Origin of the sequence: Agathobaculum sp. Marseille-P7918, assembly GCF_900625105.1 — a bacterium.
In the GTDB taxonomy this organism is placed as follows: Bacteria; Bacillota; Clostridia; order Oscillospirales; family Butyricicoccaceae; genus Agathobaculum.
The window spans coordinates 200,949-224,158 of the sequence record NZ_UYYD01000003.1; the positions used below are offsets into that span (position 1 = coordinate 200,949).

29 protein-coding genes are annotated in these 23,210 nt (G+C 60.0%); all 29 read left to right on the plus strand.

The window, feature by feature from the left end; all coding sequences use genetic code 11:
* The first annotated feature begins 4 nt into the window (after window positions 1–4).
* The gene (gene rpmD, locus EJL02_RS07160; protein ID WP_031472218.1) at window positions 5–187 is read left to right on the plus strand and encodes a 50S ribosomal protein L30; all 183 of its coding nucleotides are present in this window, start codon (window positions 5–7) and stop codon (window positions 185–187) included.
* A gap of 3 nt (window positions 188–190) precedes the next feature.
* Window positions 191–631 (plus strand): 50S ribosomal protein L15, encoded by a 441-nt coding sequence (gene rplO / locus EJL02_RS07165; RefSeq protein ID WP_125115730.1) that lies wholly within the window; start codon window positions 191–193, stop codon window positions 629–631.
* Between the two features lies 1 nt (window position 632).
* Window positions 633–1,922, plus strand: coding sequence for a preprotein translocase subunit SecY (secY, locus tag EJL02_RS07170; RefSeq protein WP_125115731.1), 1,290 nt, complete (start codon window positions 633–635; stop codon window positions 1,920–1,922).
* Window positions 1,923–1,941: 19 nt separating this feature from the next.
* Window positions 1,942–2,571: an adenylate kinase gene (locus tag EJL02_RS07175; protein ID WP_125115732.1), complete on the plus strand. Its 630-nt coding sequence runs from the start codon at window positions 1,942–1,944 to the stop codon at window positions 2,569–2,571.
* A 3-nt stretch (window positions 2,572–2,574) separates the two neighbouring features.
* Complete coding sequence (map, locus tag EJL02_RS07180; RefSeq protein ID WP_125115733.1) at window positions 2,575–3,339, plus strand: type I methionyl aminopeptidase; 765 nt, start codon at window positions 2,575–2,577, stop codon at window positions 3,337–3,339.
* A 56-nt stretch (window positions 3,340–3,395) separates the two neighbouring features.
* Window positions 3,396–3,617, plus strand: coding sequence for a hypothetical protein (locus EJL02_RS07185; RefSeq protein ID WP_125115734.1), 222 nt, complete (start codon window positions 3,396–3,398; stop codon window positions 3,615–3,617).
* Window positions 3,618–3,636: 19 nt separating this feature from the next.
* The gene (gene infA, locus EJL02_RS07190; protein ID WP_125115735.1) at window positions 3,637–3,855 is read left to right on the plus strand and encodes a translation initiation factor IF-1; all 219 of its coding nucleotides are present in this window, start codon (window positions 3,637–3,639) and stop codon (window positions 3,853–3,855) included.
* A gap of 99 nt (window positions 3,856–3,954) precedes the next feature.
* On the plus strand, window positions 3,955–4,068 hold the full coding sequence (rpmJ, locus tag EJL02_RS07195; protein ID WP_031472205.1) for a 50S ribosomal protein L36: 114 nt from the start codon (window positions 3,955–3,957) through the stop codon (window positions 4,066–4,068).
* A 350-nt stretch (window positions 4,069–4,418) separates the two neighbouring features.
* Window positions 4,419–4,787 (plus strand): 30S ribosomal protein S13, encoded by a 369-nt coding sequence (rpsM, locus tag EJL02_RS07200; protein WP_125115736.1) that lies wholly within the window; start codon window positions 4,419–4,421, stop codon window positions 4,785–4,787.
* A 16-nt stretch (window positions 4,788–4,803) separates the two neighbouring features.
* Window positions 4,804–5,208 carry a 30S ribosomal protein S11 gene (gene rpsK / locus EJL02_RS07205; protein ID WP_031472201.1) on the plus strand — a complete coding sequence of 135 codons (405 nt, stop codon included), beginning with the start codon at window positions 4,804–4,806 and terminating at the stop codon, window positions 5,206–5,208.
* 19 nt (window positions 5,209–5,227) lie between these two features.
* Window positions 5,228–5,821: a 30S ribosomal protein S4 gene (gene rpsD, locus EJL02_RS07210; RefSeq protein ID WP_125115737.1), complete on the plus strand. Its 594-nt coding sequence runs from the start codon at window positions 5,228–5,230 to the stop codon at window positions 5,819–5,821.
* An 84-nt stretch (window positions 5,822–5,905) separates the two neighbouring features.
* Window positions 5,906–6,853, plus strand: coding sequence for a DNA-directed RNA polymerase subunit alpha (locus tag EJL02_RS07215; RefSeq protein WP_125115738.1), 948 nt, complete (start codon window positions 5,906–5,908; stop codon window positions 6,851–6,853).
* 106 nt (window positions 6,854–6,959) lie between these two features.
* Window positions 6,960–7,304: a 50S ribosomal protein L17 gene (gene rplQ / locus EJL02_RS07220; RefSeq protein WP_125115739.1), complete on the plus strand. Its 345-nt coding sequence runs from the start codon at window positions 6,960–6,962 to the stop codon at window positions 7,302–7,304.
* Between the two features lie 249 nt (window positions 7,305–7,553).
* A complete protein-coding gene (rimP, locus tag EJL02_RS07225) occupies window positions 7,554–8,018 on the plus strand; it encodes a ribosome maturation factor RimP (protein ID WP_164510334.1) in 465 nt (154 codons plus the stop codon).
* Window positions 8,019–8,040: 22 nt separating this feature from the next.
* Window positions 8,041–9,105, plus strand: coding sequence for a transcription termination factor NusA (gene nusA, locus EJL02_RS07230; RefSeq protein ID WP_125115741.1), 1,065 nt, complete (start codon window positions 8,041–8,043; stop codon window positions 9,103–9,105).
* Between the two features lie 22 nt (window positions 9,106–9,127).
* Complete coding sequence (gene rnpM / locus EJL02_RS07235; protein ID WP_125115742.1) at window positions 9,128–9,409, plus strand: RNase P modulator RnpM; 282 nt, start codon at window positions 9,128–9,130, stop codon at window positions 9,407–9,409.
* Window positions 9,399–9,998, plus strand: a complete 600-nt coding sequence (locus EJL02_RS07240; protein WP_125115743.1) for a L7Ae/L30e/S12e/Gadd45 family ribosomal protein — start codon at window positions 9,399–9,401, stop codon at window positions 9,996–9,998. The genes rnpM and EJL02_RS07240 overlap by 11 nt, the downstream gene beginning before the upstream one ends.
* 192 nt (window positions 9,999–10,190) lie before the next feature.
* A complete protein-coding gene (gene infB, locus EJL02_RS07245) occupies window positions 10,191–12,521 on the plus strand; it encodes a translation initiation factor IF-2 (RefSeq protein ID WP_125115744.1) in 2,331 nt (776 codons plus the stop codon).
* A 218-nt stretch (window positions 12,522–12,739) separates the two neighbouring features.
* A complete protein-coding gene (gene rbfA, locus EJL02_RS07250) occupies window positions 12,740–13,111 on the plus strand; it encodes a 30S ribosome-binding factor RbfA (protein ID WP_125115745.1) in 372 nt (123 codons plus the stop codon).
* Entirely contained in the window at window positions 13,108–14,067 is a 960-nt protein-coding gene (locus tag EJL02_RS07255; RefSeq protein WP_125115746.1) for a DHH family phosphoesterase, read from the plus strand. Before rbfA ends, EJL02_RS07255 begins: the two co-directional genes overlap by 4 nt.
* On the plus strand, window positions 14,054–14,971 hold the full coding sequence (truB, locus tag EJL02_RS07260; protein ID WP_125115747.1) for a tRNA pseudouridine(55) synthase TruB: 918 nt from the start codon (window positions 14,054–14,056) through the stop codon (window positions 14,969–14,971). The genes EJL02_RS07255 and truB overlap by 14 nt, the downstream gene beginning before the upstream one ends.
* Window positions 14,972–15,019: 48 nt before the next feature.
* A complete protein-coding gene (ribF, locus tag EJL02_RS07265; RefSeq protein WP_125115748.1) occupies window positions 15,020–15,925 on the plus strand; it encodes a riboflavin biosynthesis protein RibF in 906 nt (301 codons plus the stop codon).
* A gap of 103 nt (window positions 15,926–16,028) precedes the next feature.
* Entirely contained in the window at window positions 16,029–16,568 is a 540-nt protein-coding gene (locus tag EJL02_RS07270; protein ID WP_125115749.1) for an RNA polymerase sigma factor, read from the plus strand.
* The gene (locus tag EJL02_RS07275) at window positions 16,516–17,442 is read left to right on the plus strand and encodes a hypothetical protein (RefSeq protein ID WP_125115750.1); all 927 of its coding nucleotides are present in this window, start codon (window positions 16,516–16,518) and stop codon (window positions 17,440–17,442) included. Before EJL02_RS07270 ends, EJL02_RS07275 begins: the two co-directional genes overlap by 53 nt.
* Window positions 17,443–17,569: 127 nt before the next feature.
* The gene (gene trmL / locus EJL02_RS07280) at window positions 17,570–18,055 is read left to right on the plus strand and encodes a tRNA (uridine(34)/cytosine(34)/5-carboxymethylaminomethyluridine(34)-2'-O)-methyltransferase TrmL (RefSeq protein ID WP_125115751.1); all 486 of its coding nucleotides are present in this window, start codon (window positions 17,570–17,572) and stop codon (window positions 18,053–18,055) included.
* A gap of 10 nt (window positions 18,056–18,065) precedes the next feature.
* Window positions 18,066–18,941, plus strand: coding sequence for a DegV family protein (locus tag EJL02_RS07285; RefSeq protein ID WP_125115752.1), 876 nt, complete (start codon window positions 18,066–18,068; stop codon window positions 18,939–18,941).
* A 219-nt stretch (window positions 18,942–19,160) separates the two neighbouring features.
* Entirely contained in the window at window positions 19,161–20,351 is a 1,191-nt protein-coding gene (locus tag EJL02_RS07290) for a phosphoglycerate kinase (protein WP_125115753.1), read from the plus strand.
* Window positions 20,352–20,466: 115 nt separating this feature from the next.
* On the plus strand, window positions 20,467–21,237 hold the full coding sequence (gene tpiA, locus EJL02_RS07295) for a triose-phosphate isomerase (protein WP_125115754.1): 771 nt from the start codon (window positions 20,467–20,469) through the stop codon (window positions 21,235–21,237).
* 108 nt (window positions 21,238–21,345) lie between these two features.
* Complete coding sequence (gene gpmI, locus EJL02_RS07300; RefSeq protein ID WP_125115755.1) at window positions 21,346–23,175, plus strand: 2,3-bisphosphoglycerate-independent phosphoglycerate mutase; 1,830 nt, start codon at window positions 21,346–21,348, stop codon at window positions 23,173–23,175.
* Window positions 23,176–23,210 lie beyond the last annotated feature (35 nt).

Below are 23,210 nucleotides of genomic sequence, written 5' to 3' on the forward strand. Positions count from 1 at the left end.
CACAATGGCTAACATGAAGATTACCCTGAAAAAGAGCCTGGTCGGCCGCTTGGATAAGCACATTGCGACCGCTCATTCTTTGGGGCTTAAGAAGATTAACGACGTAACCGTTCAGCCGGACAACGCGCAGACGCGCGGCAAGGTAAAGCAGATCGGTTACCTGCTCGAAGTTGTAGAGGAGGCGTAACCCATGAAGCTTCACGAATTATCGCCTGCCGCGGGTTCCACCAAGCCGGCCTATCGTAAGGGCCGTGGCGCTGGTTCCGGCAATGGCAAGACCGCAGGCCGCGGTCACAAGGGCCAGTGGGCCCGTTCGGGCGGCGGCGTCCGTCCCGGTTTTGAAGGCGGCCAGATGCCTCTGGCACGTCGTCTGCCGAAGCGCGGCTTCCACAATATTTTCGGCACCACCTACGCACCGGTCAATGTTTCCGCTCTGGAGAAGTTTGAAGACGGCACCGAGGTCACCGCAGAGTCCCTGCGCGAGGCCGGCATCGTCAAGAATGCTCTCGACGGCGTCAAGATCCTTGGCAATGGTACGCTGACGAAGAAGCTGACGGTCAAGGCCGCAGCGTTCTCCGCGTCCGCAAAGGAGAAGATCGAAGCCGCAGGCGGAAAGGCCGAGGTGATTTAAGGTGTTTCAAACCCTTAAAAACGCCTGGAATATGCCCGAACTTCGCAAGAAGATCCTGTATACGCTGTTTATCCTGCTGATCTTCCGCTTTGGTTCGTGCATTCCCGTCCCGTTCATCAACACCACCCTGCTGGCTGAGTATTTCAATCAGGCAGCGGTCGGCGGTTCGATGCTCGGTTATCTGGATATGTTCACCGGCGGCGGTCTGTCGCGTGCGACGATCTTCGCCATGTCCATCACGCCCTATATCAACGCGTCCATCATCCTGCAGCTGCTGACCGTTGCCATCCCCGCTCTCGAGCGCATGGTCAAGGACGGCGGCGAGGAAGGCCGCAAGAAGATCGCTTCCTGGACCCGCTATCTGGCGGTTATCCTGGGCCTTCTTCAGGGCTTCTCTTACTACGCACTGCTGCGCAACCAGGGCTTCCTGTCCAACACGGGCGCTCTGGCCGGCGCTGCCATCATCCTGACCTTCACCGCGGGCACCGCGCTGATCATGTGGCTGGGCGAGCACATCACCCAGAACGGCATCGGCAACGGCATCTCGATCATCCTGTTCGCAGGTATCGTTTCCCGTGGCCCGTCGCTGCTGCGCACGCTGTGGAACCTCGTGCAGACGGGCGGTCAGGGCATCCTGTCGGCTGCGCTGATGGTCATCATCGGCCTGGCTGTCGTGGTGTTCATCGTGTTCATGTCCAATGCGGAGCGCCGTATCCCGGTGCAGTACGCAAAGCGTGTGGTTGGCCGTAAGATGTACGGCGGCCAGTCCACCCACCTGCCGATCAAGGTCAACGCGTCCGGCGTTATGCCGATCATCTTCGCGTCGTCCATCCTGTCCCTGCCGCAGACCGTTTCGATGTTCTGGACGCCGGAGACGGGCACGGTCGGCTATCACATCATGAATCTGTTCTCGCAGGCAAACCCGTTCTATATCGTGGTTTATGCTCTGCTGATCCTTGCGTTTGCGTATTTCTACGCATCCATCCAGTTCAACCCGATCGAGATCGCCAACAACCTGAAGAAGAACGGCGGCTTTATTCCGGGCTTCCGTCCGGGCAAGCCGACTTCGGACTTCATCACCAAGGCGCTGGCAAAGGTCACCTTCGTCGGTGCGATCTTCCTGGCGATCGTTGCGGTTCTGCCGCTGATCGTAGGTGCGATTTCTCCCACGCTGTCCAATGTGGCGCTGGGCGGCACCTCAGTCATCATCGTGGTCGGCGTTGCGCTTGATACGGTCAAGCAGCTGGAGGCGCAGATGCTCATGCGTCATCACAAGGGCTTCTTGGAATAATGCTGGAGGCGAATGAAAAGTGAAATTGATTTTACTGGGCGCTCCGGGCGCCGGCAAGGGAACGCTTGCATCCTATCTGATCGAGAAGATGGGCATTCCCAGCATCTCCACTGGCAATATCCTGCGTGAGGCGATCAAGAACAATACCCCCCTCGGCCAGAAGGCCAAGGGCTTCATGGACGCCGGCCAGCTTGTGCCGGACGATCTGGTAATCAACCTGCTCGAGGAGCGCATCGCGCAGCGTGACTGCAAGAGCGGCTTCATCCTCGACGGTTTCCCGCGCACCATTCCGCAGGCGGAAGCGCTGGACAAGATTGCCGATATCGATTGTGCGCTCTCCCTCGAGGTACCCTACGAGGTGATTGCAAAGCGCATGACCGGACGCCGCGTGTGCCTGCGCTGCGGCGCCACCTACCACATCGAGGCCAATCCGCCGCGTGTGGAAGGCGTGTGCGACATCTGCGGTGACAAGCTCGTCATCCGCAGCGACGACCAGCCGGACGTTGTGAAGCGTCGCCACGAAACCTATCATGAGCAGACCGAGCCGCTGAAGGGCTATTACGAAGCACAGGGCAAGCTCAAGAGCATCGACGGCACGCAGGGCATTCGGGAAACCGAGAAGCTGGCCGTTGCCGCGTTGGGTCTGTAAGCCATGATTCGCATTAAAACTGAGCAGGAGCTCGAACAGATGCGCGTCGCCTGCCGCCTGACCGCCATTGCGCGCAAGGCGGCGGCGGACGCCGTCCATCCCGGTGTCACTACGGGCGAAATTGACCGGATTGTCCGCAAAACGATCGAGGATGCGGGCGGCAAGCCCTCTTTCCTCGGTTATGCCGGCTTTCCCGGCAGCGCCTGTGTATCGATCAACGACGAGGTCATTCACGGCATCCCTTCGGACACCCGCGTGGTGAAGGAAGGCGACATCGTGAAGGTTGACGTGGGTGCTTATATCAACGGCTTCCACGGCGACTGTGCCTGCACCGTGCCCTGCGGTGAGGTCAGCGATGAGGCCAAGCGCTTGATCGAGGTGACCCGGCAGAGCTTCTATGAGGGTATCAAATTTGCCCGCGAGGGCTTCCGCGTTTCGGATATCTCCGCCGCCGTACAGCGGTATGTGGAGAAAAACGGATTTTCGGTCGTGCGTGCATACGTCGGTCACGGCGTAGGCGAAAACCTGCACGAATCGCCTGAGGTGCCGAACTTCGGCCGCCCGGGCCACGGGCTCCGTTTGCAGCGCGGAATGACCATTGCGGTGGAACCCATGGTCAACGTGGGTGTGTATGACATCAAGGTCCTGCCGGACGGCTGGACCGTCAAGACCAGGGACGGCAAATTGTCCGCCCACTACGAAAACACCATTGCCATCACGGATGGAGCGCCGGAGATTATGACCAATATCGACGGCGAGGTGCTGTAATGGCAGAGTCTCATACAGCCGACATTGTCCTGTCGCTGACGGGCAGGGATCAAGGCATGCTGATGCTGGTTGTCGCAGAAGAGGGGGATTTTCTTCTGCTGGCCAATGGGCGCGGCCGTCGGGCGGAGAACCCGAAGCGCAAGCGCCGCCGGCATGTCAGCCGCCAAGGCCGGTGCGATGAACGCACCCAACGCAAGCTGCTGGAAAACGGCCGACTGACCAACAGCGATATCCGTAAAGCGCTCGCCCTCTGGACGGGGGCGGAAGACGCAAACTGACCTAGGAGGGTTCCCGTAAATGTCAAAAGATGATGTAATCGAACTCGAAGGTACCGTCATAGAGGCGCTGCCTAACGCGATGTTCCAGGTGGAACTGCCCAATGGCCATAAGATTCTGGCGCATATCTCGGGCAAGCTCCGCATGAACTTTATCCGCATTCTCCCCGGCGACAAGGTCACCGTTCAGATGTCGCCCTACGACCTGACCCGCGGTCGTATTACTTGGCGTTCCAAGTAAGAGCAAAGCGGGCGGAGGCGCGTATGTGACCCGAGCGCCAGTGGTCGCCGGTTTTCCGGTGTCCCATCCCACCAAAAATTTTGATGGAGGTAAAATGTCATGAAGGTAAGACCGTCTGTTAAGCCGATCTGCGAGAAGTGCAAGATCATCCGCCGCAAGGGCAAGGTTATGGTTATCTGCCAGAACCCGAAGCACAAGCAGAAGCAGGGCTAAGAGCCTAACGGCCCTATAGGGGACTTCAAAAGTCCCCTATATACGAAACCAACTTCCTGTGAAACTTGGTTTCGATACCCGAATGACGGCGCCCAAGGCGCCTGAGTCGAGGTGTAAAAAGTCCGGCAAAGCGGGACTTTTTACGGAGACGGCTGTGCCGTTTCCGAACAAATGCGAAAACCGGGTTTTGCCCGTTTTCGGATAAATTGCCGCGCGTCAAGGCGCGGGATGATGGTTTACGTGAACACGACAAGCACGCACGGCGAGTGCGGCGCTGCAGGGGCGGAGGCGGTCCCTATACTGTGTTTGCCAACACGCCTCAGTGTAACAAATCGGAGGTTATAGAAAATATGGCACGTATTGCCGGTGTTGACCTTCCCCGCGAGAAGCGCGTGGAGATCGGCCTGACCTACGTCTTCGGCATTGGCCGCAAGACGTCCAACGAGATCCTGAAGAAGACCGGTATCAATCCGGACACCCGCGTGAAGGACCTGACCGAAGAAGAAGCTGCCAAGCTGCGTGAAGTGATCGACCGCGACTACAACGTCGAGGGCGACCTGCGCCGCGAAATTGGCCTGAATATCAAGCGCCTGGTTGAAATCGGCTGCTACCGCGGCCTGCGTCACCGTCGCGGCCTGCCGGTCCGCGGCCAGCGCACCAAGACCAACGCGCGTACCCGCAAGGGCCCGAAGAAGACCATTGCGAACAAGAAGAAGTAAGGAGGGGAACGTATAAATGGCTAAGGTACAGAAGAAGGGCGCCGCGACTCGTACGCGCCGCCGTGAGCGCAAGAACATTGAAAAGGGCGCGGCTCATATCCGTTCCTCTTTCAACAACACTATCGTTACCATCACCGACCTGAACGGCAACGCGATTTCCTGGGCTTCCTCCGGCGAAATGGGCTTCCGCGGCTCGCGTAAGTCCACTCCGTTCGCTGCGCAGACCGCGGCTGAGACCGCTGCTGCCGCTGCGATGGAGCACGGCCTCAAGACTGTCGAAGTTTACGTTAAGGGCCCCGGTTCCGGCCGTGAGGCTGCGATCCGTGCGCTGCAGGCTGCCGGCCTCGAGGTTACCATGATCAAGGACGTAACCCCGATCCCGCACAATGGCTGCCGCCCGCCCAAGAGAAGAAGAGTCTAATAGAGGAGGAAACCGATAAATGGCTAAGAATACACAGCCCGTTCTCAAGCGCTGCAAGACGCTTGGTCTCTCCCCCGCGGTTCTGGGCTACTCCAAGTCCACCAAGCGTCAGCCCAAGCAGACCCGCCGCAAGCAGTCCGAGTATGGCATGCAGCTGGCTGAAAAGCAGAAGGTAAAATTCATCTACGGCGTGCTCGAGAAGCAGTTCCATGCTTACTACGAGAAGGCTGAGCGCAAGCAGGGCATCACCGGTGAGATCCTGCTGCAGGAGCTCGAGCGCCGTCTGGACAACGTTGTTTTCCGCATGGGCTTTGCCAACACCCGCCGCGAGGCGCGTCAGCTGGTAAACCATGCACACTTCACCGTAAACGGCAAGCGCGTCAACATCCCGTCCTTCCAGGTAAAGCCGGGCGACGTTGTTGCTGTTCGTGAGAAGTCCCGCACCTCCACCAAGTTCAAGACCCTGCTGGAGGAGAACGGCAAGAAGGCCTGCCCGAAGTGGATCGACAAGGCCAAGGACTCCTTCGAGGGCAAGATCGTAGCGATGCCGGCCCGCGATGACATCGATTATGATGTTGCAGAGCACCTCATCGTCGAGTTGTACTCGAAATAATAGACCCTCGCTTTTGGAGCTGGCGTGGCGTCTGCTATGCCTGCTCCGCCTAAAGTTTCCAACCAACGTGAAGGAGGGTACCACATGATCGAAATCGAAAAGCCGCGCATTGACTGTGAACAGCTCGCTGAAGACGGTTCTTACGGTAAGTTCGTCGTAGAGCCGCTGGAACGTGGATACGGCACCACGCTGGGTAACTCCCTGCGCCGCATCCTGCTCTCCTCGCTGCCCGGTACGGCAGCGTCGAGCATCAAGATCGCCGGCGTGCAGCATGAGTTCTCCACCATCCCGGGCGTGAAGGAAGACGTCACCGAGATCGTGCTGAACATCAAGGGCATCATCGCCAAGCTGCACTGCGACGGCCCCAAGACGGTCTATATTGAGGCCGCCGGTGAGGGCGAAGTCAAGGCCGGTGATATCCATGCCGACGGCGAGGTCGAGATTCTCAATCCCGACATGCACATCGCGACCCTGATGAGCGATGCGCGTCTGTCCATGGAGATCACGCTGACTTCCGGCCGCGGCTATGTGCCGGCTGAGAAGAACAAGCAGCATCAGACCTCCATCGGGGTCATTCCGGTGGATTCGATCTACACGCCGGTCTACAAGGTCAACTACACGGTGGAAAACACCCGTGTGCGCGACCTGACCGACTATGATAAACTCACGCTCGAGGTATGGACCGACGGCACGATCACCGCGCGCGATGCGGTTTCGCTCGGCGCGAAGGTCCTGCGCGACCACCTCGACCTGTTCGTCGACCTGTCCGAGGAGATCGGCTCCAAGTCCACGGTTGTAGAGAAGGCTGAAGCGCAGCACGATAAGGTGCTTGAAATGACCATCGAGGAGCTGGACTTCTCCGTGCGTTCGTTTAACTGCCTCAAGCGCGCAGGCATCAACACCGTTGAGGATCTGATCAACACTTCCGAAGAGGACATGATGAAGGTCCGTAACCTGGGCCGCAAGTCGCTCGAAGAGGTTATCGGCAAGCTGGAGGCCATGGGCCTGCATCTGGCCAAGTCCGAGGAATGATCCGGACGGTTTGTATCAAACCGCACCGGTCATAACAAGAACCAGAACGCGGCGGCACGAAATGCCGCGCCGCCGCCTTTTTACTTTATTTTGGAGGTAAACACGAATGGCTAACAATCGCAAGCTCGGCCGTCCGACGGATCACCGTATGGCCATGCTGCGTGCGATGGTGACCTACCTGCTGGAGAACGGCAAGGTTGAGACCACCGTTGCCCGCGCCAAGGAAGTCGGCCCGCTGGCTGAAAAGATGATTACCCTTGGCAAGAAGAACACGCTGGCTTCCCGCCGTCAGGCGATGGCTTTCATCACCAAGGAAGCTGTTGTTGCAAAGCTGTTCTCTGAGATCGCGCCGGAGTATGCTAACCGCAACGGTGGCTACACCCGCATCATCAAGACCGGTCCCCGCCGCGGCGACGCTGCCGAAATGGCGATCATCGAGCTGGTCAAGTAAAGACTGCTTTTCCAAAAAGGTTATCCAGTAGCGTGCTTACTGGATAACCTTTTTTCTTGTTGCAGGACGGGAAAAGGGCGCTTGCAGCAAACAAATTTTAGAAAAAATCCGGATCAAATGCGAAAATGCCTTGCATTTGGCTGGAAAACGTGATATACTATGCACGTTCAGTAAGAAAGTAACCGTAAGGAGTGGCGAAAGCCACTCCTTACGCTTTGCTTGGAGTATTTTTTTGAAGGAGGGACGGCTTTGCAGGCAAAGCAGATCGTCGCCCGCGTGGAAGAACTGGTTCGCCCCCTGTGTGAGCAGGCCGGCGTTTCCCTGTGGGACGTGGAATTTGAAAAGGAAGGCGGCCAGTATATGCTGACCGTCACTGTCGATCATCCGGACGGCGTGAACATCGACCAGTGCGAGCAGGTTTCGCGCGCGCTCGACCCGATGCTGGACGAAAAGGAATTTGACAGCATGCCGTCCTATACGCTGTGCGTTTCCTCGGCCGGTCTGTCGCGGCGGCTGAAAAAGCCCGAGCACTTCGCGGCATTCCTCGGCCACACGGTCGAGGTCGGCTTCTATAAGCCGGTCGGTGGCGCAAAGCAGGTCGAGGGCACGCTGGTCGCTTACGACAACGGCTGTGTCACGCTCGAGATCGGCGGACAGCGCACGGTGTATGAACCCACAGACATTGCCGCGGTTCGGCTCGCGGTCGAGATATGAGTAAGGAGTTTGATTGGAAAAAATGGTGAACGCAGAATTTTTTGACGCGCTGGAGCAACTGGAAAAGGAAAAGGGCATTCCGGTCGATTACATGCTCGACCGCGTCGGCCAGGCACTCATTACCGCCTATAAGCGCGATAACGACGGTATGACCGATAATGTGTTTGTCGAGCCGGACCGTGAGGCCAAGACCATCCGCATGTATGTGCGCAAGACCGTGGTCAAGGCGGAGGACCTCTACGAGCCGTACGAGGAAATCACGCTGGAAGAGGCCGCGGAGTACAAGAAGAACCCCATGGTGGGCGATATCATCGACATCGATATCCCGACCAAGTCGTTCGGCCGCATCGCGGCGCAGACCGCCAAGCAGGTCATCATCCAGGGCATCCGCGAGGCGGAGCGCGGCATGGTGATCTCCGAGTTTGAGAGCAAGGAACACGAGATCCTGACCGGCGTGATCGCCCGCATCGACCCGCGTTCGGGCAATGCGTATCTGGACGTGGTGTCCGGCGGTGAGAAGAGCGAAGCGGTGCTGTCCGCATCCGAGCAGGTGCGCGGCGAAGAACTGACCGAGGGCCAGCGCATTAAGGTCTATCTGATCGAAGTGCGCCGCGGCACGCGCGGCCCGCAGGTGGTTGTATCCCGCACGCATCCGGGTCTGGTCAAGCGCCTGTTTGAGCTTGAGGTGCCGGAGATCCATTCCGGTGTGGTCGAGGTCAAGAGCATTGCGCGTGAGGCGGGCAACCGCACCAAGATCGCGGTTGTTTCGCACGACGAAAACGTCGATCCGATCGGCGCATGCGTCGGCACGCGCGGCGCGCGTGTGGCCAACATCACGGGCGAGCTGAACGGCGAGAAAATCGACATCATCAAGTGGAACGAGGACACCGCGCAGTTCGTTTCCGCGGCGCTCGCGCCGGCAGACGTCATTTCCGCGACCATGCAGGCGGACAACAAGTCCTGCCGCGTGATCGTGCCGGACGACCAGCTGTCGCTTGCGATCGGCAAGGAAGGCCAGAACGCACGCCTTGCCGCCAAGCTGACCGGCTGCAAGATCGATATCGCGCCGGCATCGCAGGGCGAATAACATTCCGGGGGTGCGGCAGAATATGGTGCAGAAGAAAATCCCCATGCGGCAATGCCTTGGCTGCCGCGAACATTTTCCCAAACGGGAACTGATCCGCGTGGTGCGCTCGCCCGAGGGCGCGATCACGCTGGATTTCAAAGGCAAGGCGCCCGGACGCGGTGCGTACCTGTGCGGCAAGGCGGAGTGCCTGAAAAAGGCGCGCAAGAGCCGCGCGATCGATCGCGCGCTTTCGGTCACCGTGCCCGAGGAGGTTTATGACCAGCTCGAGCAGCAGATGGAACAGGAGGGTGCGCATGGCGAATGATCCCTGCCTGGGTATGCTGGGGCTGGCGCGGCGCGCCGGCAAGCTGGCTTACGGCGACGAGCTGGTGCGCCAGCTGTGCGCCGACCACAAAGCGCGCTGTGTGCTGGTGGCAAGTGACGCGGGCGAGAGCACCGCAAAGAAAGCCGCGCTGTATGCCGCGCGCGCGAATGTCCCCTTCGTTTCGCTGCCGCACGGCAAGGACGAACTGGGCGCCGCGATCGGCAAAGCCGGCTGCGCCGTCTGCGCGGTCAGCGACATCGGGCTGGCGGCGGCCGCGATCGGCAAGCTCTCCGCGCAGCACCCGGAATATGCTGAGGTTGCCGCGCAGCTGGGCGAAAAGAACGCACGCATCCAGTCGCGCCGGGGCAAGAAGAAACCCCGCGACCGCGAGACGCAGCCCGCAGCAGCGCAATCGGCTGAAAAGCCCTCGCGCAAGCCGAACGGCAAGCGCCCGCCGCATGCAGGTGCAAACAGCCGTCCCACATCGCCGCGCAGCGTAAGCGGCAAACGCCCGCACAGAACGGGCAGCCGTGCTGTATCGCAGCGCAAACCGAGCGAAAACCCACGCGCAAGGCGCGTATCAAAATAGGCAAATCCCGCAGAGCGGTGTTTGCCATCAAAACCGGGAGCATGTATCACGGTTTTGATACAAGAAAGCAGCTTTGTGTGCCGCGCAGCGACGCGCAAAACTGTGTGCAAGACGCATCCGCGCGATGCGCGGCGCATCTCACTCGATTGAAAGCGAGGTTTCAATCGAAATTTCGATAAGGAGGAGTTGCCCATGGCAATAGAGAATAAATATCGGGTGCACGAGGTCGCCAAGGATTTCGGCGCATCCACCAAGGAGATTACCGAGATCCTGACCGAGTACTGCACGACCCCGAAAAACCATATGCAGGTGCTCGGCGATCAGGAGCTGAGCGTCATTTTTGAATATATGACGCAGCATCATCAGGTCGCGGATCTGGAGCAGATGCTGAACCGTCAGGCGTCGAATAACGCGTCCGCCAAGGCGGAGAAGGCGGAGAAGCCGGCCAAGGAGCAGGCAGCGCCCAACGCGCAGAAGGATGCAAAGCCGGAAGGCGAGAAGCCCGCGCAGCCCGCCAACACCAAGGTCAAGCAGGTGCACCGCATCGATACCCGCGGCACCGGCGACGTCAACCTCGCCAAGTACGACGACCATGTGGATAAACTGGTCGATGCCAAGGCGGAGCGCATGGAATCCCGCGGCCCGAAAAAGCAGAAACTGACCAAGAAGTCCGACCAGCGCTCCAAGCCCTTCGGCAACAAGCGCCGTCAGGAGGAGCAGGAGAAGATGAAGCGCCTGCAGCGCCAGCAGCAGATGGCGGCGCTCAAGAAGATCCCGGTCAAGGTTATGATCCCGGATGAGATTTCGGTCGGCGAACTCGCTTCCCGCATGAAGCGCACCGCGGCGGACGTCATCAAGGGCCTGATCAAGCTGGGCGTGATGGCGTCGATCTCCGAGGTCATCGACTTTGATACCGCGGCGATCGTGGCCGAGGAAATGGGCTGCAAGGTCGAGAAGGAAGTACACGTCACGATCGAAGAGCGCCTGTTCGACGAGCATGAGGACAGCGAGGACGAACTGCAGCCGCGCGATCCGGTCGTCGTTGTCATGGGTCACGTTGACCACGGCAAGACCAGCCTGCTCGACGCCATCCGCAAGACCAAGGTGACCGAGGGCGAGGCCGGCGGCATCACCCAGCACATCGGCGCATACCGCGTTAAGGTGAGCGACAAGCAGATCACCTTCCTCGACACCCCGGGCCATGCGGCGTTCACGTCCATGCGTGCCCGCGGCGCACAGGTCACCGATATCGCCATTCTGGTTGTCGCGGCGGACGACGGCGTTATGCCGCAGACCATTGAGGCAATCAACCACGCCAAGGCGGCCAAGGTGCCGATCATTGTGGCGGTCAACAAGATCGACAAGCCGGGCGCAAACCCGGATCGCGTGCTTCAGCAGCTGACCGAGTACGAGATCGTCCCCGAAGAGTGGGGCGGCGACACGATCGTGTGCCAGATCTCGGCGAAGTTCGGTCAGGGCATTGAGAACCTGCTCGAAATGGTGCTGCTGACCGCGGAAATGGCCGACCTCAAGGCCAACCCGAACCGCAAGGCGCATGGTACGGTCATCGAAGCCAAGCTCGACAAGGGCCGCGGCCCGGTGGCAACCCTGCTCGTGCAGAACGGTACGCTGCATACCGGCGATACCGTTATTGCGGGCACGGCGGTTGGCCGTGTGCGTGCGATGACCAACGACGACGGCAAGAAGATTCAGCAGGCCGGTCCGTCTGTGCCGGTTGAGATCATCGGCCTTGCCGAAGTGCCGGGCGCGGGCGACATCTTTGATGCGGTTGACGACGAGAAGATGGCGCGCGAGCTGGTTGAGCAGCGCAAGGACAAGGAAAAGGAAGAACGCAACAAGCAGTTCCACAAGGTTACGCTGGATAACCTGTTCGCTTCCATTCAGGAAGGCGAGATGAAGGAACTGAACATCATCGTCAAGGCCGACGTACAGGGTTCGGTCGAGGCGATCCGCTCCTCGCTCGAGAAGCTCTCGAACGACGAGGTGCGCGTCAAGGTCATCCACGGCGCCGTTGGTGCGATCAACGAGTCCGACGTCATGCTGGCGGCGGCCTCCGGCGCGATCATCGTCGGCTTCAACGTCCGTCCGGACCGCACCGCGACCGATTCCGCGCAGCAGCAGGGCGTCGATATGCGCATGTATCGCGTCATTTACGACTGCATCGAGGAAATGGAGCAGGCTATGAAGGGCCTTCTCGCGCCCAAGTTCAAGGAAGTCGTGCTCGGCCACGCCGAAGTGCGTCAGGTGTTCAAGATCACGGGTGCGGGCGCGGTTGCCGGCTGCTATGTGCAGGACGGCAAGATCCAGCGCAACGCCGAGGTGCGCGTGGTGCGTGACGGCATCGTGTTCCACGAAGGCCACCTCAACACCCTTAAGCGCTTCAAGGACGACGTCAAGGAAGTGGCGTCCGGCTACGAGTGCGGCATGAGCATCGAGAACTATAACGACATCAAGGAGCAGGATATCATCGAGTGCTTCGTGATGGAAGAGGTAAAACAATAATAGCGGCTTGGGATTGCGGCGCCGCAGCGCCGCAATTTCAATTCCCCACAAAACCGGGGCTCTGCCTCGGTTTTGTACCCCTGCTTCGGGACGCGTGTCCCGAACCGCCCTTGTTTTACAAGGGCGAGGGGGTTATCGAAACAAGTTTCTCCCGGAACTTGTTTCGTATCTAAGGGGGATCGGTCCCCCTTGGACCCGGACCGAAGGGAGGAATTATAATGTCTACACGAATCGACCGCATTTCGGAAGAAGTGATGAAGGCGCTGGCTGAGGCCATGCGTTCGGTCAAGGACCCGCGCGTGCAGAACGGGCTGGTTTCCGTTGTGCACTGCGAGGTCACGAACGATCTGCGCTACGCCAAGTGCTATATCTCGGTGCTGGGCAGCGAGACGCAGGCGAAAGAGGTCATGAAGGGGCTGAAATCCGCCGCGGGCTGGCTGCGGCGCGAGGTCGGCCATAAGGTGCAGCTGCGCTATGCGCCCGAGCTGGTGTTTGAGCTGGACAACTCGATCACCCACGGCGCGCACATTTCGGAAATGCTGCATGAACTGAAAAACGAAGGCAAGCTCGGAGGGGAGGACGAGGAATGACCGTGGACGTTGCGGGCGCCGCTGCTGCGCTGCAAGGCGCGGACAATATTCTCATCCTGAGCCACCGCCGCCCGGACGGCGACACCGCGGGCTGCGCGGGCGCGCTGTGCCGCGCGCTGCGGCAGATCGGCAAGACGGCCTATATTTTGGAAAACCCGGAGATCACCAAGCGATATATGCCGCTGATCGTGCCGTGCTATCCGCCGGAGGGTTTCACACCAGAGTTTGTGGTGTCCACCGACATCGCGGAGGAAAAGCTGTTCCCGGATACGGCTGAGGGTTACAAAGGCAAGGTCGATCTGGTGATCGACCACCACCGCTCGAACCCCGGCTTCGGCAAGAAGAACCTGATCCGTCCGGACGCGGGCGGCTGCGCCGAAGTGCTGTATGATGTCATCATGGCGCTGGGTGCACGGTTTACGACCGACATTGCAGAGTGCATCTATATCGGCGTATCGACCGACACGGGCTGCTTTAAGTTCTCCAACACGACCGCGCACACCCATGCGGTCGCAGCGGCCTGCCTGACCGCGGGCATCGACGGCGGCGAGATCAACCGCGCGCTGTTCGAGACCAAGTCCATGCCGCGCTTCCAGATGGAGCGCATCATCTTCGAGACGATGGAGTTCTACGAGGACGGCGCGATCGCGGTCGCGCTGCTGTGGCGCGCGGACATCGACCGCACGGGCGCGGATATGGACGACCTCGACTCGATTGCGTCGCTGACGCGTCAGATCGAGGGCGTGCAGATCGGCATCACGCTGACCGAAAATAAGGACAAGACCGTCAAGGTTTCGGTGCGCACGACCAAGGAAATGGACGCATCGGCCATCTGCAAGAAGTGCGGCGGCGGCGGACACATCCGCGCGGCCGGCGCCAGCTTTGACTGCGGCATGGACGAGGCAAAAGCGGCCATCCTCGCGGCTGCGCAGGAGCAGTACCATGCAGCAAAGTGAGCTTTGCGGCATCCTGCTGATGGACAAGCCGCAGGGGTTTACCTCGCACGACGTGGTGGCCAAGCTGCGCGGCATCCTGCACACGCGGCGTATCGGCCACGGCGGCACGCTTGACCCGCTCGCGACCGGCGTGCTGCCGGTGTTCGTCGGCGGGGCGACCAAGGCGGCGGATTTTGCCGCCGCGCAGGACAAGGAATACGTCGCGGGCTTTACGCTGGGCTACAGTACGGACACGCAGGACGTGACCGGAACGACGCTGCAAATCAGCGAGCGCTACGCCGCGCGATATGCGGTTGAGCGGGCGGTCAAACGCTTTCTCGGTCCGCAGCAGCAGGTGCCGCCGATGTATTCGGCGGTCAAGGTCAACGGGCAAAAGCTCTATGACCTCGCCCGCAAGGGCAAGGAAGTTGAGCGCCCGGCGCGCGATATCGTGGTGCACGAGATCGAACTCATGGATTACGACGAGGACGCGCAGAAGGGCACGCTGCGGCTCGTTGTCAGCAAGGGCACCTATGTGCGCACGCTGGTGAACGATCTGGGCGAGACGCTCGGCACGCTCGCGGTTATGCACAGCCTTGTGCGCACGCGCGCGGGCGCGTATCCGCTCGCGCAGTGCCATACGTTCGACGAAGTCGAGCGGGCGGCGCAGGACGGTACGGTGCAGAACCTGCTGCTGCCGGTGGACGGCCTGTTTGCCGAGCATCCTGCGGTGGCACTCACCGACGAGGGTGCCGAGCGCATCGCGCGCGGCGCGGTGGTGTTTCCGCGGCAGGCGGCGGGACTGCCCGAGACCGAGGGCGCGTTATGCCGCGTCTATCACAAGGATCGTTTTCTCATGCTCGGACAGGTGCGCACGCTCGATAAGGGCGGGCTGGGCCTGTTCGTCTACAAGAATTTCAGATAAAAGAGCAGGACCTGCCCGTGGGCAGGTTTTCGGAAAGGGGGCAACCCTATGCAGGAATATCAAAAGCCGCGTGCCATTGCGCTGGGCTATTTTGACGGCGTGCATCTGGGCCATCAAGCGCTCATGGAGCGCGCAGTCGAGCGCGCCCGCCAGATCGGCGGCACGAGCGCGGTGTTCACGTTTGACGTGCACCCGGATTCGGTCGTTTTGGGGCGGCAGGTGCCGCTGCTGACGGCCAACGCCTATCGCCGGGATGAGATCAAGCAGCTCGGCGGGGTGGACGAGGTCATCTTCGGCCATTTTGACGAGCACATGCAGCACATGGACTGGCGCGACTTCATTCACAAGATGCTGATCGGGCAGTTCGGCGCGCGCTGGATCATTTCGGGGCGCAACAACCGCTTCGGCTATAAGGGACAGGGCAATGCCGCCGGCATGGCCGAGGAATGCAAGAAGGCCGGCATCGGCTATGACTGCATCGAGGACGTCAAGGTGGACGGCATCGTGGTTTCCTCGACCTACATCCGGCAGCTGATCTCCCAGGGCGACATGGAGGGCGCGGCGCGCTTCCTCGGTCACCCGTACACCGTGACCGGCGTGGTCGAGCATGGCCGCCGCGTGGGCACAAGCGTGCTCAAGGTGCCGACCGTCAACCTCGCGCTGCCGCCCGAAATGGCGCTGCCGCCTTACGGTGTGTACGCGACGCGCGTACTGGTGGGCGACAAGAGCTACATCGCCGCGACCAACATCGGCATCAAGCCGACCTTTGTGGACGGCGGCGCACCGACCATCGAGCCGCACCTGCTGGACTTCGCGGGCGATCTGTACGGCAAGATGATCCACGTTGAGCTGCACAAGTTCCTGCGGCCGGAAAAGCGGTTTGAGTCGGCCGAGGCGCTGCGCGCCGCGATCGAGGAGAACATCCGGCAGACGCGGGAGTTTTTCCAGCAATAAAGGACAAGGAGACCGAAGAAAAAAACTTCGGTCTCTTTTTTGTTCCGCCAGAACAATTTCCCTCGGTCCAACGTGTTATTTGCAGAAAGGAGGAGAGAGCCATATGGAAAGCAACCTGCGATCGGACGCGTTCCTTTGCGACGCGATGGAGCGCTGCGGCGACGCCGTGTACCGGCTGGCGCTGTGCCGGCTGGACAGCCGCGCGGATGCGGAGGACGTGTATCAGGAGGTCTTTCTCCGGCTGCTGCGCGACACGACCGGGTTTCGCGATGCCGAACACCTCAAGGCGTGGCTGCTGCGCGTGACGGTCAACTGCTGCAACGATCTGCGCCGGTCGGCGTGGTTCAAGCGCACCGCGCCGCTCGAAGCGGCGCCGGATGCCGCCGCGCCCATGGACGACGGCCATGATGAACTCTGGCAGGCGGTGCGCGCGCTGCCGGACGACCTGCGCACGGCGGTTTGGCTGCACTATGTGGAGGGTTACGGCACGGACGAGATCGCGCAGATGGTAGGCTGCCGGCCGGTGACCGTGCGCACCCGGCTGCACCGCGCACGCAAAAAACTGAAGCTCGAACTGGAGGGAAATGATGATGAACAACCGGAACCACTGGGCTCGATGGAAGGATATCAAAGCGCCCGATGAACTGAAGCAAAAAACGCTTGCGGCAGCGCGGCAGGCGCGCCGTGAGGCGCAGCAGGATATGCCGCAGCCTGTTGCGCCGCGCCGCCGGTTCGGTATGACCAAGCGGGTCGTGGCCGCGGCGTGTGCGTTTGCCGTTGTGGTCGGCGGCACGGCGGTGTGGAAGTCGCAGACGAGCGGCCAGCCCGCGGCGGACGCGGTCGCGGAAACCGTCGCGCACTCGTTTGGCATTGTGGCCTATGCCGCAGACACGGGTGAGACGATGGAACCCAAGGACAGCAAGATCGTGTTCGACATCGCGTCGGGCGGCATGGAAAGTTCAATGGAAGGCTTTTTCAGCGGTTGCCTGTTCAAGGTGACGGGTGAAGATATTGAGACGGTCAGTGCGTCGATTGACAAGGGCGGATTGTATCGCGTGTTGCGCATGGATATTCAGGAATCCGATGCGGACGCTGTCTTGCAGGGCACATATCCGCCGACGCATGGGGCCGATGATCTTCGGGTGCATGGATACGACGATGGCGATTGGTGGGTGGAAGCAAGCTGGCACGTGGAAAATGGCTTTGTAGAGCCGTATGCGTCCAACACTTGCTATGGTTTCTGGGGCGAGCCTAAGCCGGATGAAATGGCACAGGACATTGATTTGCAGGATGCGTGGCAGGCGCGCATCGACGAATTTGACGGCGCGGTCCTGACCGTCACCGTCACCTTCACGGACGGCACGCAGCAGACGCAGACGCTCACGCTGCACACGGGTAAGCTGGCCGTCACTTACCCAGACGACAGCAGCGGCCCGCAGCTGACCGGCGAAGTGCTCACCGATGAGCAGGCGGACGAGCAGGGCTATATTTACGGCGTTTACGCGGAAATTGCATAACAGGGCGTTATTTTCCCCCGATCTTTTCTGATCGGGGGATTTATTTTTGCGAAAAAGCGGTAAATACCTTGAAAAATGTGCTGTTATCGCATAAAATAAAGGGAGCTTTGATTTTGAGGAGAGACATATGCTGCATATTGTTCTGGTTGAGCCGGAGATCCCGCAGAATACCGGCAACATCGCCCGCACCTGTGCGGCGACGGGCTGCGTGCTGCATCTGGTCGAGCCGCTCGGCTTTGCGATCGACGATAAACGGATGAAACGCGCGGGGCTGGATTACTGGCATCTGCTCGATGTCCGCATGTACAAAAACCTAAACGAATTTTTCGAGAAAAATCCGAACGGACGCTATTTTTACGCGACCACTAAGGCGCCGCACGCCTATCACGAGGCGGAATACCGCGATGGCGACTATCTGATGTTCGGCAAGGAAACCCGCGGCCTGCCCGAAAGCCTGCTGATCGAGCATCCGGAGCGCTGCGTGCGCATTCCGATGCGCGAAGGCGCAAGAAGCCTGAACCTGTCCAATTCGGTGGCGGTGATCGTGTTTGAGGCGCTGCGGCAGACCGGTTTTGAAAACCTCAAGCTGGCCGGGCCGTTTCCGCAGGGATAAGGAGAGAGAAATGGAAAAAATACATATTATGACCGACTCGTCCGCGGATATCCCGCAGGCGCTGGTCGAAAAACACGGCATTGAAATCATCCCCATCACGCTGACGCATGAGGGACGCACCATTCGCGAATACTACGACATCACGCCCGAGGAGTACTGCAAGCTGCTCGAAACCAGCCGCGAGATTCCGACGACCGCGATGATCACGCCGACGACCTTTCTGGATTCCTATCGGCGCGCGGCCGAGCGCGGCTGCACGCATTATCTGGGCGTGCTCATCAACGCCAACGGCTCGGGCACTTATCAGGCGGCGTGCATGGCGCGCGATATGTTCTGCGAAGAGGCGGGCGACGCGATGCAGATCGAGCTGTTTGACTCCGCAACGTATACCTACGTTTATGGGCATATCGTGGTGATGGCCGCCGAGCTGCGCGACCAGGGCGACAGCTTTGAGGCGATCTGCGGGGTGGTAAAAAGCCGCCTGAACCGCGTGGAAGCCTTCCTCGGGGTGTACAGCCTGAAGCATCTGAAAAAGTCCGGCCGCATTTCGGGCGGCGCGGCGTTCGTGGGCGAGGCGCTCGGCCTCAAACCGATCAGCCACGTTTACGACGGTGCGGTCAAGGTGTGTGATAAAGTGCGCGGCGAAAAGGCGCTGGTCAGCGGCATGATCCGCAAGGTATCCAGCCGCGTGGTGCAGCCGGAGAAGCAGACCGCACTCCTGCTTTACGGCGATGTGCCGGCCGAGCGCATCGACGAGATGGAAAAGCGTCTGCGCACGGAAATCGGGTTTAAGGAGGTGCTGCGCAGTCCGATCGGGCCGTCGGTGCTCACCAATACCGGCCCGCAGGCGCTGGCCGTTGCGTTCTATGGACAGCCCCGCACCTGAGGTCAATTGGGCATATTGTTTAATATTTCACAATTATTTCTCGAAAAACGCAAAAATCCTCTAAAAGAGAACGGAAAGCGAAGGTTTTTCACATTTTTGCTTGCGAATCACCGTGGGAACGAGTATAATTTTGTAATGGAAGCGGAATTCTTCATATCAGAAGACCGCAAATTTGCTCCGTATCGCTAACTTTTATATCTTAAAGGAGAGGGATATTTTATGCAGTATAACAAGAAGAGCGTCGAGGACATCGACGTAAATGGCAAGAAGGTCATCGTCCGCTGCGACTTCAACGTTCCGCAGGACGAGAACGGCAACATCACCGACGACAAGCGCATCCGCGCGTCGCTCGAGACCATCAAGTATCTGCTGGATCACAATGCGGCTGTGATCCTGTGCTCGCACCTCGGCCGTCCGAAGGGCGAAGTGAACATGAAGTATTCGCTCGCGCCGGTTGCAAAGCGCCTGAGCGAGCTGCTCGGCCAGGAAGTCAAGCTGGCCAAGGACGTTGTCGGCGAGGATGCCAAGAAGCTCGCTGCCGAAGTCAAGCCGGGTCAGGCTGTCCTGCTGGAGAACGTCCGCTTTGAAAAGGGCGAGACCAAGAACGATCCGGCGCTGGCGAAGGCATTTGCCGATATGGCCGAGATCTATGTCAACGATGCATTCGGCACTGCGCACCGCGCGCATGCTTCCACCGCCGGCATTGCCGACTATCTGCCGGCTGTCTGCGGCTTCCTGATCAAGAAGGAAATCTCCATCATGGGCAAGGCGCTTTCCGATCCGGCCCGTCCGTTCGTTGCCATCCTGGGCGGCGCGAAGGTTTCCGATAAGATCAACGTCATCAACAACCTGATCGACAAGTGCGACACCGTCATTATCGGCGGAGGCATGGCTTACACCTTCTCCAAGGCGCAGGGCGGCAAGATCGGCACCTCGCTGTGCGAAGATGACAAGCTCGACCTCGCGCTCGGCCTGATCAAGAAGGCAGAGGACAAGGGCGTCAAGCTCCTGCTGCCGGTTGACACCGTTTGCGGCGACCACTTCGGCGCGGACGCAGAGCCGGTTGTTTACGAAGCCGGTCAGCTGCCGGACAACATGATGGGCATGGACATCGGCCCGAAGACCGTTGCACTGTTCTCTGACGCGGTCAAGAACGCTGGCACGGTTGTTTGGAACGGCCCGATGGGCGTGTTCGAGTTCGACACCTTCGCAGTCGGCACCAAGGAAGTTGCCAAGGCGATCGCGGCTTCCGGCGCGGTCTCCATCATCGGCGGCGGCGACTCCGCAGCTGCGGTTGAGAAGCTGGGCTTTGCGGACAAGATGACCCACATCTCCACCGGCGGCGGCGCTTCTCTCGAGTTCCTCGAGGGTCTGGAACTGCCGGGCATCGCTTGCCTGCAGGACAAGTAATTCCGCGCGTCACGCGCAATCATGTGCTTTATACCGGGGCACGCGCTGCCCCGCTATAATACATACCGATCAGGACGGATAGGCCGTTCAAATGTTTGAAAGGGGTAAAACCAAAATGAATCGCAGATACCGTAAGACCATCATCGCCGGCAACTGGAAGATGAACAAGACGCCGAGCGAGGCGAAGGCCCTCATCGAAGAGATGAAGCCGCTGCTTTCCAAGACCAAGTGGTGCGAGATGGTTCTTTGCGTGCCGTTTACCGATATTCAGGCTGCTGTTAAGGCTGCCAAGGGCTCCAAGATCGCCATCGGTGCGGAAAATATGCATTTTGAGAAGTCCGGCGCGTTCACGGGCGAGATCTCTGCCGATATGCTCAAGGAACTGGGCGTCAAGTACGTTATCATCGGCCATTCCGAGCGCCGTCAGTACTTCAACGAGACCGATGAGGCCTGCAACAAGAAGGTTCTGGTTGCGCTGGAGAACGGCCTGCGTCCGATCCTGTGCGTCGGCGAGAGCCTGACCGAGCGCGAGCAGGACGTTACCATGGAGGTTATCCGCAAGCAGATCAAGATCGCCCTGCAGGGTGTTGCTGTGGAGGATATCAAGAAGGTCGTTATCGCTTATGAGCCGATCTGGGCGATCGGCACCGGCAAGACCGCTACCGCCGAGCAGGCGGGCGAGGTCTGCGGCGCGATCCGCGACTGCCTGCGCGAGAAGTACGGCGCGCGTGCGGCCCGCGGCATCACCATCCAGTACGGTGGTTCGATGAACGCCAAGAACGCAGCCGAGCTGCTGGCTCAGCCGGATGTTGACGGCGGCCTGATCGGCGGCGCCTCCCTGAAGAGCGCTGACTTCGCGACCATCGTCGAAGCAGCCAATCAATAAGATAAGGAATACGGTGAGGGTTTACTCCCCGCGCCGTGCGTGCGGGAGGGGACATCGGAAAGAACGTTGTCCCCTTTCGTCCGCTTGTGAAAAGGAGTAATTTATAGTATGAAAAAGCAAAATGTGCCGAGCAAGGCGGAACCCGAAGAGGTTAAGACGGCGGTAAAGCCGGCCTCCAAGACGGAAGCCAAGCCGGAAGTCAAGGCGGAAGCCGTCAAGGCTGAGGTCAAGGCGGCGGAAACCAAGGCAGAGACCAAGGCGGAAGCAGTCAAGACCGAGGTGAAGGCGGAAACCAAGCCGGCGGAGAAGGCTGCGGCCAAGCCCGCGGCGAAGAAGACCACGACCCGCAAGACTGCGGCCAAAAAGACCACGGCGGCCAAGAAGACCACGACCCGCAAGACCGCTGCCAAGAAGGCGGACGAGCCCAAGAAGCCGACCGCACTGATCATCATGGACGGTTTCGGCCATCGTGACGAGGTCAAGGGCAACGCCATCAAGGCGGCCAAGACTCCGAACCTCGACCGCATCTTCAAGGAAAACCCGCTGGTTTATATCGGCGCTTCCGGTCTGGATGTCGGCCTGCCGGACGGCCAGATGGGCAACTCCGAGGTTGGTCACACCAACATCGGCGCGGGCCGCATCGTGTATCAGGAACTGACCCGCATCACCAAGTCCATTCAGGACGGTGATTTCTTCTCGAACGAAGCGCTCATGAGCGCGATCAACCAGTGCAAGTGGTTTGACTCCACCCTGCACATCTTCGGTCTGCTGTCCGACGGCGGCGTACACTCGCATATCGACCACATGTTCGCGCTGCTCGAGCTGGCGCGCCGCAACGGTCTGCGCAAGGTATGCTTCCACTGCTTCATGGACGGCCGTGACACCCCGCCGCAGTCCGGTATCGAGTATATCGACCGCCTGCAGAACAAGATCGATACGCTGGAGCTTGGCTGCATTGCCACGATCTCCGGCCGTTACTACGCGATGGACCGCGACAAGCGCTGGGACCGCGTAGAGAAGGCATATCAGGCGATCGCCGAGGGCATCGGCGAGCATGCCGCCACTGCGCATGAGGCGATGCAGAAGTCCTATGACGCAGGCGTCACCGATGAGTTCGTCGTTCCGGTCATCGTGACCGAGGGCGCGACCGTCAAGGACGACGACGCGATCATCTTCGCAAACTTCCGTCCCGACCGCGCGCGTGAGATTACCCGTGCGTTCGTTGACCACGAGTTTGACGGCTTCAAGCGTCAGCGCCGTAACATCCACTACGTCTGCATGACGCAGTACGATGCGACGATCACCGGCGTTGAAGTTGCCTTCAAGCCGCAGAGCCTGAAGAACACCTTCGGCGAGTATATCTCGAACAAGGGTCTGACCCAGCTGCGCATCGCAGAGACCGAGAAGTACGCGCACGTCACCTTCTTCTTCAACGGCGGCGTTGAGAAGGAATACCCGGGCGAGGACCGCGCGCTGATCCCGTCTCCCAAGGTGGCCACCTATGACCTCCAGCCGGAGATGAGCGAGCCTGCCGTGACCGAGGAGTGCGTCAAGCGCATCCTGTCCGGCAAGTACGACATGATCGTGCTGAACTTTGCCAACTGCGACATGGTTGGCCACACCGGTGTGTTCGAGGCTGCCGTCAAGGCGATCGAAGCGACCGATGACGGCGTGGGCAAGGTTGTGGACGCCATCCTCAAGATGGGCGGCCAGTGCCTGATCACCGCCGACCACGGCAACGTGGACCAGATGCTTGACGCGGACGGCGTAACGCCGTTCACCGCACATTCCACCAACCCCGTGCCGCTCTGTATGGTCGGCCACGCGGGCAAGCTGGCGGAAGGCGGCGTGCTGGCGGATCTGGCGCCGACGCTGCTGGAAATGATGGGCCTGCCGCAGCCGGAGGAAATGACCGGCCATAGCCTGCTCGTCAAGTAACTGATTGCGTATCCCCAAATTTTCAAATAAAAAGG

Bases quoted from the DNA above. Each gene is read 5' to 3' on its own strand.
- rpsD (WP_125115737.1), top strand. From the start codon at position 5,228: ATGGCTAAGAATACACAGCCCGTTCTCAAGCGCTGCAAGACGCTTGGT.
- truB (WP_125115747.1), top strand. From the start codon at position 14,054: ATGCAGCAAAGTGAGCTTTGCGGCATCCTGCTGATGGACAAGCCGCAG.
- tpiA (WP_125115754.1), top strand. From the start codon at position 20,467: ATGAATCGCAGATACCGTAAGACCATCATCGCCGGCAACTGGAAGATG.
- map (WP_125115733.1), top strand. From the start codon at position 2,575: ATGATTCGCATTAAAACTGAGCAGGAGCTCGAACAGATGCGCGTCGCC.
- EJL02_RS07240 (WP_125115743.1), top strand. From the start codon at position 9,399: ATGGCGAATGATCCCTGCCTGGGTATGCTGGGGCTGGCGCGGCGCGCC.
- rbfA (WP_125115745.1), top strand. From the start codon at position 12,740: ATGTCTACACGAATCGACCGCATTTCGGAAGAAGTGATGAAGGCGCTG.
- infB (WP_125115744.1), top strand. From the start codon at position 10,191: ATGGCAATAGAGAATAAATATCGGGTGCACGAGGTCGCCAAGGATTTC.
- infA (WP_125115735.1), top strand. From the start codon at position 3,637: ATGTCAAAAGATGATGTAATCGAACTCGAAGGTACCGTCATAGAGGCG.
- EJL02_RS07270 (WP_125115749.1), top strand. From the start codon at position 16,029: ATGGAAAGCAACCTGCGATCGGACGCGTTCCTTTGCGACGCGATGGAG.
- rplQ (WP_125115739.1), top strand. From the start codon at position 6,960: ATGGCTAACAATCGCAAGCTCGGCCGTCCGACGGATCACCGTATGGCC.
- rpmJ (WP_031472205.1), top strand. From the start codon at position 3,955: ATGAAGGTAAGACCGTCTGTTAAGCCGATCTGCGAGAAGTGCAAGATC.
- rnpM (WP_125115742.1), top strand. From the start codon at position 9,128: ATGGTGCAGAAGAAAATCCCCATGCGGCAATGCCTTGGCTGCCGCGAA.
- ribF (WP_125115748.1), top strand. From the start codon at position 15,020: ATGCAGGAATATCAAAAGCCGCGTGCCATTGCGCTGGGCTATTTTGAC.
- EJL02_RS07185 (WP_125115734.1), top strand. From the start codon at position 3,396: ATGCTGATGCTGGTTGTCGCAGAAGAGGGGGATTTTCTTCTGCTGGCC.
- EJL02_RS07285 (WP_125115752.1), top strand. From the start codon at position 18,066: ATGGAAAAAATACATATTATGACCGACTCGTCCGCGGATATCCCGCAG.
- rpmD (WP_031472218.1), top strand. From the start codon at position 5: ATGGCTAACATGAAGATTACCCTGAAAAAGAGCCTGGTCGGCCGCTTG.
- rpsM (WP_125115736.1), top strand. From the start codon at position 4,419: ATGGCACGTATTGCCGGTGTTGACCTTCCCCGCGAGAAGCGCGTGGAG.
- EJL02_RS07215 (WP_125115738.1), top strand. From the start codon at position 5,906: ATGATCGAAATCGAAAAGCCGCGCATTGACTGTGAACAGCTCGCTGAA.
- nusA (WP_125115741.1), top strand. From the start codon at position 8,041: ATGGTGAACGCAGAATTTTTTGACGCGCTGGAGCAACTGGAAAAGGAA.
- gpmI (WP_125115755.1), top strand. From the start codon at position 21,346: ATGAAAAAGCAAAATGTGCCGAGCAAGGCGGAACCCGAAGAGGTTAAG.
- EJL02_RS07275 (WP_125115750.1), top strand. From the start codon at position 16,516: ATGAACAACCGGAACCACTGGGCTCGATGGAAGGATATCAAAGCGCCC.
- EJL02_RS07290 (WP_125115753.1), top strand. From the start codon at position 19,161: ATGCAGTATAACAAGAAGAGCGTCGAGGACATCGACGTAAATGGCAAG.
- trmL (WP_125115751.1), top strand. From the start codon at position 17,570: ATGCTGCATATTGTTCTGGTTGAGCCGGAGATCCCGCAGAATACCGGC.
- rpsK (WP_031472201.1), top strand. From the start codon at position 4,804: ATGGCTAAGGTACAGAAGAAGGGCGCCGCGACTCGTACGCGCCGCCGT.
- rplO (WP_125115730.1), top strand. From the start codon at position 191: ATGAAGCTTCACGAATTATCGCCTGCCGCGGGTTCCACCAAGCCGGCC.
- EJL02_RS07255 (WP_125115746.1), top strand. From the start codon at position 13,108: ATGACCGTGGACGTTGCGGGCGCCGCTGCTGCGCTGCAAGGCGCGGAC.